Source organism: Streptomyces yaizuensis (assembly GCF_034961445.1).
In the GTDB taxonomy this organism is placed as follows: Bacteria; Actinomycetota; Actinomycetes; order Streptomycetales; family Streptomycetaceae; genus Streptomyces; species Streptomyces yaizuensis.
Genome location: NZ_BSBI01000009.1, coordinates 368467 through 382211, shown reverse-complemented (window position 1 = coordinate 382211; position 13745 = coordinate 368467). Strand labels below are relative to the sequence as shown.

The 13745-nt window shown below is 72.4% G+C and carries 11 protein-coding genes; 8 read left to right on the top strand and 3 right to left on the bottom strand.

What is annotated here, in order from left to right; genetic code table 11:
• Positions 1 to 271 precede the first annotated feature (271 nt).
• Positions 272 to 964, top strand: coding sequence for a B3/B4 domain-containing protein (locus tag SYYSPA8_RS22715; protein ID WP_323449126.1), 693 nt, complete (start codon positions 272 to 274; stop codon positions 962 to 964).
• 25 nt (positions 965 to 989) lie between these two features.
• Here SYYSPA8_RS22715 and SYYSPA8_RS22710 read toward each other — a convergent pair whose 3' ends face one another.
• The gene (locus SYYSPA8_RS22710; protein WP_323449106.1) at positions 990 to 1712 is read right to left on the bottom strand and encodes a lysophospholipid acyltransferase family protein; all 723 of its coding nucleotides are present in this window, start codon (positions 1710 to 1712) and stop codon (positions 990 to 992) included.
• A 383-nt stretch (positions 1713 to 2095) separates the two neighbouring features.
• Here SYYSPA8_RS22710 and SYYSPA8_RS22705 point away from each other — a divergent pair, with 383 nt between their 5' ends.
• The 3 genes from SYYSPA8_RS22705 to SYYSPA8_RS22695 all read left to right on the top strand — a co-directional run bounded on the left by SYYSPA8_RS22705 (position 2096) and on the right by SYYSPA8_RS22695 (position 5392).
• Positions 2096 to 2884: an electron transfer flavoprotein subunit beta/FixA family protein gene (locus SYYSPA8_RS22705; RefSeq protein WP_323449105.1), complete on the top strand. Its 789-nt coding sequence runs from the start codon at positions 2096 to 2098 to the stop codon at positions 2882 to 2884.
• A gap of 59 nt (positions 2885 to 2943) precedes the next feature.
• A complete protein-coding gene (locus SYYSPA8_RS22700) occupies positions 2944 to 3921 on the top strand; it encodes an electron transfer flavoprotein subunit alpha/FixB family protein (RefSeq protein WP_323449104.1) in 978 nt (325 codons plus the stop codon).
• A 154-nt stretch (positions 3922 to 4075) separates the two neighbouring features.
• Positions 4076 to 5392, top strand: coding sequence for a DUF6986 family protein (locus SYYSPA8_RS22695; RefSeq protein ID WP_323449103.1), 1317 nt, complete (start codon positions 4076 to 4078; stop codon positions 5390 to 5392).
• 83 nt (positions 5393 to 5475) lie between these two features.
• On the opposite strand, the gene SYYSPA8_RS22690 is transcribed toward SYYSPA8_RS22695, so the two are convergent.
• A complete protein-coding gene (locus tag SYYSPA8_RS22690; RefSeq protein WP_323449125.1) occupies positions 5476 to 6465 on the bottom strand; it encodes a LacI family DNA-binding transcriptional regulator in 990 nt (329 codons plus the stop codon).
• A 368-nt stretch (positions 6466 to 6833) separates the two neighbouring features.
• Between SYYSPA8_RS22690 and SYYSPA8_RS22685 the strand changes: the two genes are divergently transcribed.
• Positions 6834 to 7799: an ROK family protein gene (locus SYYSPA8_RS22685; protein WP_323449102.1), complete on the top strand. Its 966-nt coding sequence runs from the start codon at positions 6834 to 6836 to the stop codon at positions 7797 to 7799.
• A gap of 86 nt (positions 7800 to 7885) precedes the next feature.
• Here SYYSPA8_RS22685 and SYYSPA8_RS22680 read toward each other — a convergent pair whose 3' ends face one another.
• Entirely contained in the window at positions 7886 to 9943 is a 2058-nt protein-coding gene (locus tag SYYSPA8_RS22680; protein WP_323449101.1) for an NPCBM/NEW2 domain-containing protein, read from the bottom strand.
• Between the two features lie 212 nt (positions 9944 to 10155).
• On the opposite strand from SYYSPA8_RS22680, the gene SYYSPA8_RS22675 reads away from it, so the two are divergent.
• The 3 genes from SYYSPA8_RS22675 (at position 10156) to SYYSPA8_RS22665 (ending at position 13659) form a co-directional block, all read left to right on the top strand.
• Positions 10156 to 11508: an ABC transporter substrate-binding protein gene (locus tag SYYSPA8_RS22675; protein ID WP_323449100.1), complete on the top strand. Its 1353-nt coding sequence runs from the start codon at positions 10156 to 10158 to the stop codon at positions 11506 to 11508.
• A gap of 316 nt (positions 11509 to 11824) precedes the next feature.
• On the top strand, positions 11825 to 12748 hold the full coding sequence (locus SYYSPA8_RS22670; protein ID WP_323449124.1) for a carbohydrate ABC transporter permease: 924 nt from the start codon (positions 11825 to 11827) through the stop codon (positions 12746 to 12748).
• Positions 12745 to 13659, top strand: a complete 915-nt coding sequence (locus tag SYYSPA8_RS22665) for a carbohydrate ABC transporter permease (RefSeq protein ID WP_323449099.1) — start codon at positions 12745 to 12747, stop codon at positions 13657 to 13659. The genes SYYSPA8_RS22670 and SYYSPA8_RS22665 overlap by 4 nt, the downstream gene beginning before the upstream one ends.
• Positions 13660 to 13745: the final 86 nt, after the last annotated feature.

Below are 13745 nucleotides of genomic sequence, written 5' to 3'. Positions count from 1 at the left end.
GGCGGCCGACCGGGCATTCCGGTCGGCCGCCGCCGTCGTACACCCGTACAGGACGCACGAGGTGCACGGGACGCACTGAAAAAGTCCAATCGAGTGGACTGTGCGGTGTTGTAGGCTGCACTCGACCGTCCGGAGCCGGTGTGCGGGGCGCACCGGCCCACCCCGGGAGCGCCCCCGCGGCCTCTTCCCCCTCAGGGCTCCGGGCGGCGAACCCCCGGCAGTTCCCAGCGGCCCCCGGCGGCCCTGTGGCGATGTGAGCGAGGCACCCGGCATGACCCTCACCTTCACCGTCTCCGACGAGGTCAGGGCGCTCGCGCCCGGCTTCCTCCACCTCGCCGTCGAGGCGCGCGGCCTGACCCCCGGAGCCGGCGACGACACCGGGGCCGCCCTGCTCGCGGACGCCGGGCGCCGGCTCGCCGGGCGGCTGGACGGGCGAGCCCCGCACGAGGACCCGCACATGGCCGCCTGGCGGGAGGTCTACACCGCCTTCGGCGCCAAGCCCTCCCGTACCCGCAACTCGGCGGAGGCCCTGGCGCGCAGGGCCCTCGCCGACGGCGCACTGCCCCGGATCAATCCCCTCGTGGACCTCTACAACGCGATCAGCGTGGCCCATCTCGTCCCCGTCGGCGGGGAGGACCTGGACTTGATCCAGGGCGGAATGCGGCTGGTGCGCGCCACCGGCGACGAGCCGTTCGTGACGGTCGCGGCGGGTGCGGAGACGGTGGAGCACCCGGAGCCGGGCGAGGTGGTCTGGTGCGACGACGCCGGTGTCACCTGCCGCCGCTGGAACTGGCGCCAGGGCCCGCGCACCCGGCTCACCGACGCCTCCACGAACGCGATCTTCCTGCTGGAGGCGGTGCCGCCGATGACGGCGGCCGGGCTGACGGCGGCGGGGGAGGAGCTGGCGGAGGCCCTGCGGAAGCAGAGCCCCGGAGCGAGCGTCACCGTCCACCCGCCCCGCTGAGCCTTCGGGGCCCTCCCGGCGGGTGTCAGCGGGACTCGCGCAGCTCCTCGACGGTGGGCGCGGTGCCGCCCAGGTGCGCGGGCAGCCACCAGGAGTCCGCCGGCCCCGCGGGGCGCTGCGGATACGCGGCCTGCGCGTCCTCCAGGAGCCCCTGGACACGCTCGCGCAGCCGCCGGGTGATGGCCCCCGCGTACTGGTCGGCGGGGGCCTCGACGGGCTCGCCCACCCGGATCGTCACGGGGATGTGGCTGCGCCGGAAGTTGCGCGGACGGCCCTTCGTCCACAGCCGCTGGGTCCCCCACAGCGCCACTGGGACCAGCGGTACGCCCGCCTCCTGCGCGAGTCGCGCCGCACCCGACTTGAACGACTTCAGGGTGAACGACTCCGAGATCGTCGCCTCCGGGAAGACCCCGACGATCTCGCCGGAGCGCAGCGACTCCAGCGCGTGCTTGTACGCGGCCTCGCCCTGCTTGCGGTCCACCGGGATGTGCTTCATGCCGCGCATCAGCGGACCGGAGATCCGGTGCCGGAAGACGGACTCCTTCGCCATGAACCGCACCAGGCGCTTCTGGGGGAGGGCGGCGAGCCCGGCGAAGATGAAGTCCAGGTAGCTGATGTGATTGCTGACCAGCACGGCCCCGCCCGAACGGGGGATGTTCTCCGCACCCTGGCAGTCGATCTTCAGATCCAGCGCCTTGAACAGCCCGAGAGCGGCGCCGACCACCGGCCGGTAGACGAGATCTGCCATCTGGGGAGGACCCTTCTGTCGTGCCCGGGGAGGGTTCGCCCGGTGGAGGTGTGGAAGTTACGCGGCCGTAGGTTTTCGGTGCTGCGCAGATCGTGCCCCATGGGCGCCGCTGAGACCAGTCCTGGTGGCCCCGGAAGGGGAGATTCTTGTCACGTCGTACATTTCTGGCGCCCGGAGCCCCCCTCCGGGTCGTCAAGGTCACAGTTCCCGGCCCTCGTTCAGGGGTAGGTTGAAAACGTACTGGCGAGTAATATCTCGCTCGGAGACCCGGTCGTCGCGGTCCGAGAATCCCGCCTTCCGGCCCCTATGCTGCCTGCCATCGGGACAGGCCCAGGGCCCGTCGGGTGGATCCCGGGACGGCCCACTGCGAGGAGGAGACCCCCGTGAGCTTGAGGATCGTTGTCTGTGTGAAGTTTGTGCCGGATGCGGCGGGTGAGCGGCGGTTCGGTGGGGATCTGACGGTGGATCGTGAGGATGCGGACGGTCTGTTGTCGGAGCTGGACGAGTACGCGGTGGAGCAGGCGCTGCGGATTTCGGAGGCCTCGGAGGGTGAGGTGGAGGTGACCGTTCTGACGGTGGGTCCGGAGGATGCGCGGGAGGCGGTCGCGAAGGGTCTGCGGATGGGTGCGGACCGGGGGGTGCATGTCGAGGACGACGGGGTGCACGGGTCGGATGTGATGGGGACGTCGCTGGTGGTGGCGAAGGCGGTGGAGAAGGCCGGCTTTGATCTGGTGCTGTGCGGGATGGCGTCCACGGACGGCGGGATGGGGGTGCTGCCGGCGCTGCTCGCGGAGCGGCTGGGGGTGCCGCAGGTGTCGCTGCTGTCCGAGGTGGCCGTGGAGGGTGGCACGGTGTCGGGGCGGCGGGACGGTGACAGTGCGACGGTGCGTGTGGAGGCGTCGCTGCCGGCGGTGGTGTCGGTGACGGACCAGTCCGGTGAGGCCCGCTACCCGTCGTTCAAGGGGATCATGGCGGCGAAGAAGAAGCCGGTGGTGTCCTGGGACCTGGACGACCTCGGCATCGACCCGGGCGACATCGGCCTGGCGGGGTCGTGGACGCGGGTCGAGGACGCGGCCGAGCGCCCCGCCCGGGTGAAGGGGCAGCTGGTCACCGACGAGGGCGACGGCGGCCTGAAGGTCGCGGCGTTCCTCGCCGAACGCAAATTCGTCTGACCCCCGCCGTTCCATCCCCTGCTTCCGGTTCTTCGTAGAGAAAGTGTGTGTGCCCGGTCATGGCTGAGGTTCTTGTTTTCGTCGATCACGAGGGCGGCGCGGTCCGCAAGCCCACCCTCGAACTCCTGACGCTGGCCCGCCGTCTGGGTGACCCGGTCGCCCTCGCGACCGGCCCCGGCGCCCGCGCCACCGCCGGCACCCTCGCCCGGCACGGCGCCGTCCGCGTCCTCGTCTGCGAGGACGAGCGTTTCGGGCAGTACCTGGTGGTCCCCGAACTCGACGCCCTCACGAGCGCCCATGAGGCGGTCGGCCCGGTGGCGGTGCTGGTGCCCTCCAGCGGCGAGGGCCGGGAGACCGCCGCCCGTCTCGCCCTGCGCACCGGCTCCGGCCTGATCACCGACGCCGTCGACATCGAACCCGGCAACAGTGACGGCGACGGTGACGGGCCGGTGGTGGTGCAGTCGGTGTTCGCCGGCTCCTTCACCACCCGCTCCCGCGTCACCCGCGGCATCCCCGTCATCACCGTCAAGCCCAACAGCGCCCCCGTCGAGGAGGCCCCCACCGGCGCCGTGGCGGAGGACCTGGCCGTGGCCTTCTCCGACCCCGCCACCGCCGCCCGCATCACCGAGCGGGCGCCGCGGGCCGCCTCGGGACGGCCCGAGCTGGCCGAGGCCGCGATCGTGGTCTCCGGCGGCCGCGGCGTCGGCAGCGCCGACAACTTCGCGGTGATCGAGGCCCTCGCCGACGCCCTCGGCGCAGCGGTCGGCGCCTCCCGCGCCGCCGTCGACTCCGGCTGGTACCCCCACTCCCACCAGGTCGGCCAGACCGGCAAGAGCGTCTCCCCCCAGCTCTACATCGCCTCCGGGATCTCCGGCGCCATCCAGCACCGCGCCGGCATGCAGACCTCCAAGACCATCGTCGCCGTCAACAAGGACCCCGAGGCCCCCATCTTCGACCTCGCCGACTACGGCGTCGTCGGCGACCTCCACACCGTCCTCCCCCAACTCACCGACGACATCAACCACCGCAAGAACTAAACGCCCGCAGGACGACGACCGGGGGCCGTACGGGACACACCCGCACGGCCCCCGGCCGGTCGTTCCCCCACCCATTGACGCCCCGGAACGCCCACCGCTAACTTCGCTCAACGGATTATTGATTCCGAGAAGCGGAAACCGGGAGGTTGGTGCGGTGACGGAACATCAGCAGAGGTCCCCGGAGCGGAGCGAGTCCGTGGCGACCAGCCTCTCCCCGGCTGTCCACCGGGAGATCGGCGAACTGCTCGCGCCGGTCGACGCCGACCTCGCCCGCCGCTACCCCGGGGACCCCGGCACCCGCCACCCCGTCCACACCGTCTACGTCCCCGGGAACGCCCTCACCGCCGACACCCTCCGCACCTGGGGCGACCGGGCGCTCGCCGCCCTCGACGAACACGCCCCCGACGCCGCCTCCTTCGCCGCCGTCCTCGGCATCCCCGGCGACCTCGCCGAACAGGTCCACGACCGGGTACGCGACAAACTGCGCCGCGAGCCCGTGGAGGATCTGCGGATCGACTTCGAGGACGGCTACACCGGACGCGACGACGACGGCCAGGACGCCGACGCGGCCCGCGCCGCCCGGCTGGTCGCCGGGGCGTACCGGAACGGCACGGCCGCCCCGTACACCGGCATCCGCCCCCACTGCCTGGAGGCCGCCGTGCGCGACCGGGGCATCCGCACCCTCGACATCTTCCTCACCGGGCTGCTGGAGCACGGCGGACCGCTCCCCGACGGCCTCGTCCTCACCCTCCCCAAGGTCACCTACGCCGAACAGGTCGCCGCCTTCGTCCGGCTCCTCGACACCTTCGAACGGACCCGGTCGCTGCCGCCCGGCCGGCTCCGCTTCGAGATCCAGATCGAGACGAGCCAGGCCGTCCTCGCCGCCGACGGCACCGCCACCGTCGCCCGGATGATCGACGCCGCCGCCGGCCGCGCCACCGGCCTCCACTACGGCACCTTCGACTACAGCGCCGCTCTCGGCGTCGGCGCCGCCCACCAGGCGAGCGACCACCCCGCCGCCGACCACGCCAAGGCCGTGATGCAGGTGGCCGCCGCCGGCACCGGCGTACGCGTCTGCGACGGCTCCACCAACGTGCTGCCCACCGGCCCCACCGAGCGGGTCCACGCCGCCTGGCGGCTCCACTACGGACTCGTCCGCCGCGCCCTTGCCCGCGCCTACTACCAGGGCTGGGACCTGCACCCCGGACATCTGCCCACCCGCTACGCCGCCGTCTTCGCCTTCTACCGCGAGGGGTTCGCCCCGGCGGCGCGGCGGCTCGCCGCCTACGCGGACCGCGCGGGCGGCGACATCCTGGACGAGCCGGCCACCGCCAAGGCGCTCGCCGCGTATCTGCTGCGCGGGATCGACTGCGGCGCCGTCGACACCGCCGAGGTCACCGCCCTCAGCGGGCTCGACCGGGCCGGGCTGGACGCGTTCGCGGCGCCCCGGCGGACTGCGTCCACCCCCTGAGGCCCCGGGGCGTCCACCCCCTGAGGCCCCGGGGCGTCCACCTCCTGAGGCCCGGGGCGTTCACCCCCTGAGCCCCGAGGCGTTCACTTCCTGAGGCCCGGGGGCGGCGTCTCGCCCGTGCCCCGGGGTATCAGCCGTGTCGGCAGCGTCACCCGGCGCGGCTCGCCCGCCGCCCCGTCGAGCCGGCGGAACAGCCGCTCCGCCGCCGTCCGCCCGAGGGCCGCGGCATCCTGCGCGATCACCGTGATCCCCAGCAGATCGGCGAGGTCGAGGTCGTCGAACCCGACCAGGGCCACCGGCTCCCGCGTCTCGGCCAGCACCCGCACCGCCGTCACGGTCACCCGGTTGTTGCCCGCGAGGAGCGCCGTCACCGGCTCCGGCCCGCCGACCATCCCCGCCACCGCCGCCCGGACCCGCTCCGGCGCGGTGGACCCCAGGGAGACCCAGGCGTCCGCCACGGGCAGACCCGCGTCGGCCATGGCCGCGCGGTAGCCGCGCAGCCGCTCCACGGCGGTGTGGATACGCGGCTGGTCGCCGACGAAACCGATCCGCCGGTGGCCGTGCGCGATCAGATGGGCGACGCCGTCCCGCGCCCCGCCGAAGCTGTCCGAGAGCACGGTGTCCGCGTCGATCCGCCCGGCCGGCCGGTCCACGAAGACGGTCGCCACTCCCGCGCGTATCTCCGGTTCCAGATAGCGGTGGTCGTCCCCGGCCGGGATGACGATCAGCCCGTCCACCCGGCGGGCGCAGAGCGCGAGCGCCAACTCCTGTTCCCGCTCCGGGTCCTCGGCGCTGGAGCCGTTGATGAGCAGGGCGCCGTGCGCCCGCGCCACCTCCTCCACCGCGCGGCTCAGCGGACCGTAGAACGGGTCGGCCAGATCCTCCAGGACCAGTCCGATGGACGCCGTACGGCCCTTGCGCAGCACCCGCGCGCTGTCGTTGCGCCGGAAGCCCAGGGCCTCGATGGCCTCCTGCACCCGGCGTTCGGTGTCCGGGGTGACCCCGGGTTCCCCGTTGACCACCCGGGAGACGGTCTTGAGCCCGACGCCGGCCCGCGCGGCGACATCCTTCATGGTGGGCCGATTGCCGTAGCGGCGCCGCGCGGACGCGGGGCGGCCGGACACGAGGGAGGAGGGAGCGGTATCGGCCACAGTGCGTCGTCCTGTCGTCGTACGGTGTCGTGCGGTATCGGCGTGCGGTGCTGTCCTGCGGTGCTGTTCCGCGTTGTTGTCCTGTGCTGCTGTCCCGCGGTGCTGTCGTGCCGTGCTGTCGTGCGGTGTTGGTCCGCAGTGTGTCCTGCGGGTGTGCCGTGCGGGTGCGCCGTGTGGTGTCCCTGTGGAGGGCGCAGCGCTGAGCATAGGCCTGGACAACGTTGTCAGAGCTGGGGAGACTGTTCCCGAATCGGCGGGTACGAACCAGTTCACCGGGGGATGTCAGACGCATGCAGAACGACCTCGTCGCCGCGCTGGACATCGGCGGTACCAAGATCGCGGGCGCGCTGGTGGACGGCCAGGGCCGGCTGCTGCTGCGGTGCCAACGCCCCACGCCCGCCCAGGAGGACGCCGAGACGGTGATGGCGGCCGTGACCGCCGTCCTCGGCGAACTCGCCGCCTCCCCGCTCTGGGCGCGCGCCACCGCCGTCGGCATCGGCAGCGCCGGCCCCGTGGACGCGGCCGCCGGCACGGTCAGCCCGGTCAACGTGCCCGGCTGGCGCGACTTCCCCCTGGTGCCCCGGGTCGCCCGCGCCACCGGCGGACGGCCCGTCACCCTGGTGGGCGACGGGGTGGCGATGGCCGCCGCCGAGCACTGGCGGGGCGCCGCCCGGGGCTGCCGGAACGCGCTCTGCCTCGTCGTCTCCACCGGCGTCGGCGGCGGCCTCGTCCTCGACGGCCGGCTGCGCGCGGGCCCCACCGGGAACGCGGGCCACATCGGCCACATCAGCGTCGATCTGGACGGGGAGCCGTGCCCCTGCGGCGGCCGGGGCTGCGTGGAGCGGATCGCCAGCGGCCCCAGCATCGCCCGGCGGGCCCTCGCCGACGGCTGGCGGCCCGGCCCCGACGGGGACGCGTCGGCCGCCGCCGTGGCCGCCTCGGCCCGCGCCGGCGACCCGGTCGCGGCCGCCTCCTACGAACGGGCCGCCCGGGCGCTCGCCGCCGGGATCGCGGCGACCGCCACCCTGGTCGAGATCGAGACCGCCGTGGTCGGCGGGGGTGTCGCGGGCGCGGGCGAGGTGCTGTTCGCCCCGCTGCGGCGGCTGCTGCGCTCGTACGCCACGCTCTCCTTCGTCCGCAGGCTGACGGTGGTCCCCGCCCTCACCGGCACCGACGCGGGGCTGATCGGAGCGGCGGCCGCCGCCTCGCTCGGCGGGAGGAGCGAGACGGCGGCCGTTGCCGGCGGCCCGTCCTGAGGCCCGGGAGGACCACCGGCGCCGGGGTGGCGGCCCGGCGCGTCACCCGTGCCCCCACGGCGCGCGCCGGACCGGCTCCCCGGTGGTCAGCAGTCGATGGTGAGGTCCGCCCAGTCGGCGTGGTCGGAGTCGATGCCGTCGCCGCCGTCGGTGACGACGAGCCGCACCACCTCGGCGCCCCGGACGTCCGCCGTGAGCGGCTGGGCGTCCATCGCGTTGGTGAGCACCCCGGTGCCCGCCGCCTTCGCCCCGTCCGCCCAGATCTCGAACGCGACCGTGCCCCGGGTCCCCTTCTCGTCGTCCACGCCGACCTGCGCGGAGACCGTGGCGCACCGGCCGCCCGTGTAGTACTCGACGGTGCTGGACGCGTGGACGCCGAGGCCCTTGGCGAAGACCTGGCCGCCGATGGTGATCGGGCGGCCGTCGCCGGCCCTGCTCTCCCCGTTGCTGCGGTCCTTCTCCACCGGGCCCCAGCCGTTGACCGCGTTCAGCCAGCCGAGGTCGCTGAGATGGGCGCGCCCGGCCGGCGGTGGCACCACCACGCTCACGGCCGCCGGCGCGGTGTGGGTGAGCCGGGCCCCGGTGAGCGTGCGGTGGTGGACGGTGAGGGTCAGCCCGTAGGAGCCGGGCGCGGTCCCGGCCGGGACGGTGAACTCCCAGTCCGTGGCGAGTCTCGCGCCGCCGGGCAGCACCTTCCGGGTGGTCCGGGTGAGGGGCCGTACGGTCCAGCCCTCGGGGCCGGCCAGCGCGACGGACACCGTCAGCGCCGGGGTACGGCCCAGGTCGGTGACGGTGGTGGTGAGCCTCCCGCTGTCGGTGGCCTCCGCCATGACGTCCTGGTCGGCGGCCAGTTCGAGGGCCGGCGGCAGCAGCGGCCAGGCCCGGTCGCGGGAGACGCGCAGGAGCACGGTCCCGTGCGCGGGCACCGTCGCGGCGAGCGTGTCCGCCGTGTGGGAGGTGGTGTGCTTCCACAGGTCGCGGACCGTGTACGCGGTGGCCTGCGGCAGGCCCACGGCCGCCGCCGTGGTGGCGATCCGCTGCGGCCGGCCGCTCTCGTTGAAGAGCGCGACGGCGCGGCTGCCGTCGGCCATCTCCTTGGCCACCACCCAGCGGCCGCCCTCGGCGGAGACCACCGTGCCCTGCTTGCCCAGCCGGTCCTGGTCGACGGCGATCACCTCGCGATTGCCCAGGATCTCGAAGGCGGACTCGGGGGCCTCGCGCAGATCGGAGCCGATCAGCAGCGGGGCCGCCATGATGGACCAGAGGGAGAAGTGGGTGCGGTACTCCGTGTCCGTCATCCCGCCGTTGCCGACCTCCAGCATGTCGGGGTCGTTCCAGTGGCCCGGTCCCGCGTAGGGGGCCAGCGGCAGATTCCGCTTCATGATCGAGACCATGGAGCCCCAGTTGTCGCTGATGTCACCGGTCGTCCGCCAGAGCTGGCCGACGTCCTTGGCCCAATCCCATGGCTTGTTCTGGCCCCATTCGCAGAGGCTGTGGACGATGGGCCGGCCGGTGGCGCGCAGCGCGTCGCGCATGGTGGTGTAGCGGAGCCTGGCGTCCACACCCTGGTTATTGCAGTTGTCGTACTTGAGATAGTCCACGCCCCAGTCGGCGAACTGCTGGGCGTCGCTGTACTCGTGGCCCAGTGCCCCGGGGAATCCGGCGCGGTTGCAGGTCTTCGTCCCGGCGCTGGTGTAGATCCCGAATTTCAGCCCTTGGGAGTGGACGTAGTCGGCCACCGCTTTGATGCCGTTCGGGAAGCGCACCGGGTCGGGTACGAGCTTTCCCTCGGCGTTCCGCTGCGGCAGTGCCCAGCAGTCGTCCAGGTTGACATAGGTGTATCCGGCTTCCTTCAGCCCCCGTTCCACGAAGATATCGGCGATGCCCTTGACCATGGCCTCGTTGAAATCCGCCCGGCAGTGGGTGGAGTTCCAGTTGTTGAACCCCATGGGCGGAGTCAGGGCCAACGCGGCATCGGCCGGGGCCCGCTCCGGCTCGTCGGCCGCCGTGGCCGGTGCGGTCGGCGCCGTCGGCGTGGTCGGTGCGGCCGTCGCCGGGACACCGAGCCCCGCCGCGCCGAGCAGGGCGGCGGTCAGTGCTCCGATGACTCTCCGGCGTACCCGGGGGGTGGATGGGTGACGCATCGTGACCTTCTTCCGTACTCGCAGGGATGGAACGGGAAGGCGTGTACGTGTCAGGGGCGAGCGTTTACGGTAGAGCCTGTTGAAGTCTGTTGGAAGAGATGTGGTAACGGTTGGCCGATCTCCCGCCGGACCCCTTGACGGCGCCGTTGTGGGGGAGTGAGATCCAACCCTTGCGTTGAGTTGTGTTGGGTTGACATCCGGAGGAGGGGCCCATGGCACGGTCATCGTTCGACGGCTCGGCGATACCCGGCAGCGTGGCAGGTCATCGGATCTCCCGGCGGGGTCTGTTACGTGGCGCGGCGGCCGGTACGGGGGCGGTGGCCCTGCCCGCCCTGCTGACCGCCTGCGGCGGCGGCCCGGGCGGCGACGGCAAGACGGTCACCGTGGGTTCCAACTCCTCCGACGCGGTCCCGAAGAAGGCGTTCGCCGATGCCTTCGCCGCGTACGAGAAACAGTCGAGAGAGGGGCGCAAGGTCAAGGTCAACACCGTTGACCACAACACATTCCAGGAGAACATCAACCGGTATCTCCAGGGCACCCCGGACGATGTCTTCATGTGGTTCGCGGGCTACCGCATGCAGTTCTTCGCCGAAAAGGGGCTCCTGCACGACATCAGCGATCTGTGGCGCGGATACCAGGGCTTCTCCGAGGCCCTGAAGGCCCAGTCCACCGGCTCGGACGGCAAGCAGTACCTGACCCCGTACTACTACTACCCCTGGGCCGTTTTCCACCGCAGAAGCGTCTTCGAGCGGTACGGCTACACCGCGCCCCGCACCCTCGACCAGTACATCGCCCTCGCCCGCCGGATGCGGAAGGACAAGCTGGTCCCCATCGCATTCTGCGACAAGGACGGCTGGCCCGCCATGGGCACCTTCGACTACCTCGACATGCGCAGCAACGGCTACGCGTTCCACCGCGCCCTCATGGCGGGCGAGGAGGCGTGGACCGACAACCGGGTCAGGGCCGTCTTCGACACCTGGCGCGGGCTGCTCCCGTACTGCCAGCCCGGGGCCAACGGCCGCACCTGGCAGGAGGCCGCCAACAGCCTCCAGAAGCGGCAGACCGGCATGGCCGTCCTCGGACTGCCGCACCCCGGGGCCCAGTTCCCCGAGGACGAACGGGACGACATCGACTTCTTCCCCTTCCCGGAGATCGCCCCCGAGCACGGGCAGGACGCCGTCGAGGCCCCCATCGACGGATTCCTCATGGCGAAGAGGTCGAAGAACCTGAAGCACGACCGGAACATGGAGAGCGCCAGGGATCTGCTCGCCTGGCTGGCCACCGGGAAGGCCGAGGACGTCTATCTCGCCGGCGACCCCAACAACATCGCGGTCAGCGACCGGGCCGACACCTCCGCGTACACCCCCATCCAGAAGAAGGCCGTCGAGCTGGTCTCCGGCGCCCGGCACATCTCCCAGTTCCTCGACCGCGACACCCGGCCCGACTTCTCCTCCACGGTGATGATTCCGGCCATTCAGTCCTTCATCAACGACCCGAAGGACGTGGACGGGTTGGTGAGGGGCATCGAGAAGCAGAGGAAGACCCTCTTCGCCCCGGACTCCTGACCCCGCCGCTCCTGACCCCCGCCCCTCCTGACCCCCGCCCCTTCTGCCCCCCGCCGCTCCTGCCCCCCGCCGCTGCTGGCCCCCACCGCCCGCCCCGCCCCTCCGGCCGCCCGCTCCCGTCGCCCCTCCTGTCCCTCCGCCGTCCCGCCGTGGCCTTGACGGACCCGTACCGCCCGTACCCGCCCCGTACCGGCCTCCCGTGGACGCGCACGCGACCGACTTGGAGTCATCACCCGTGCCGCTGTCGCAGAAACCCGGGGGCGGGCCCCCGGACCACCGGCCGCCACCGGCCGCAGGACCCGGCCGGGAGACGGCCCTGGCCCGCCCGGGAACGGGCCACGGGCGCCGCCGGCCCCGGCGCGGCCCCCGCCGTCTCACCGGCCGCGACCTCGCCGTCACCGGCGTTCTGCTGGGCATCCCGGTCCTGCTCGACATCGCCGTCGTCTGGGGACCCGCCCTCGCCTCCGTCGGACTCTCCTTCACCAGCTGGGACGGGATCGGCGAGATCTCCTGGGTCGGCCTGCGGAACTACGAGAACCTCTTCACCAACTACCCGGCCTTCTGGCCCGCCGCCCGGCACAATCTGCTCTGGCTGGCCTTCCTCGCCCTGGTCGCCACCCCCTTCGGGCTGCTGCTCGCCGTCCTGATCGACCGGGGCGTCCGCTTCAGCCGCTTCTACCAGTCCACCCTCTACATGCCGGTCGTGCTCTCGCTCGCTGTCGTCGGCTTCATCGCCCAGCTGGTCTTCTCCCGCGACCAGGGTGCCCTGAACGCCGTACTCGGCGACACCGGGCACCCCACCGACTGGCTCGGCGACCCCGACCTCAACCTCTGGATGATCCTGCTGGCGGCGGCCTGGCGGCACACCGGCTATGTGATGATCCTCTTCCTCGCCGGGCTGAAGGCCGTCGACCCCACCCTCAAGGAGGCCGCCGCCATCGACGGGGCGGGCGAGGTCCAGACGTTCTTCCGGGTCGTCCTCCCCACGCTCCGACCGGTCACGGTCATCGTCGGCGTCATCACCGTCATCGAGGCCCTGCGCGCCTTCGACATCGTCTACGCCGTCAACAAGGGCAGAAACGGGCTGGAACTCCTCTCCGTCCTCGTCACCGACAACATCATCGGCGAGGCCGCCCGCATCGGTTTCGGGTCCGCCATCGCCGTCGTGCTGCTGCTGTTCTCCCTGGGCTTCGTCGTGACCTTCCTCGTCCAGGAGATCCGGGGGGAGAGGAACCGATGACCGCCGAACCGACGACCGGCCACCAGCGCCCTGGGAACGCCCGTCCGCGCCGCCCCGGCCGGCTCGCCCGCCGCCTCGGGCTGCACGCCTTCCTCATGACGGTCTCGCTCGCCTTCCTCGCCCCGCTGCTGCTCGCCGTCTACGCCTCGCTCCGCCCCTACGACGAGACCTCCGAGCACGGCTACTTCTCCCTGCCCCGGACGCTCTCCCTCGACTACTACCGGCAGGCGTTCACCGACTCGGGAATGACCAGGTACTTCGTCAACACCCTGCTGATCGCCGTCCCCGGCGTGGTGATCACCCTCTTCCTCGCCTCGTTCACGGCCTTCGCCGTGGCCCGCCTCGGCATGCGCGGCTCGCTGACCCTGCTCATGGTCTTCACCGCCGGCAACCTGCTGCCGCAACAGGTCATCGTCACCCCGCTGTACGTGCTCTTCACCCGGGTCCCGCTGCCGTACTGGATGTCCGACTCGATGACCCTGTACGACTCGTACTGGGCCGTCCTCGCCGTCCAGGTCGGATTCCAGCTGGGCTTCTGCGTCTTCGTCCTCGCCAACTACATGCGGACCCTGCCCCAGGAGATCCTGGAGGCCGCGGTCGTGGACGGCGCCGGAGTGTGGACCCGGTACTGGCGCATCACCCTCCCGCTCTGCCGCCCCGCGCTCGCCGCCCTCGGCACCCTCCAGTTCACCTGGATGTACAACGACTTCCTGTGGGCGCTGGTGTTCATCTCCGACGGCGACAAACTCCCCGTCACCTCGGCCCTCAACAACCTCCGGGGCCAGTTCTTCACCGACTACAACCTGCTCGCCGCCGGATCGGTCATCGTCGCGCTGCCCACCATCGTCGTCTTCCTGCTGCTGCAACGGCACTTCATCGCCGGACTCACTCTCGGCTCCGGCAAGGGATAGCGGGCCCCCGCGCCGTCCGGGACCGGTCCGCCTCCTCCTCGCCGCTCCCTCGTCGCCCCCGCGCCGCACCGGCCCGTGCGGACGGG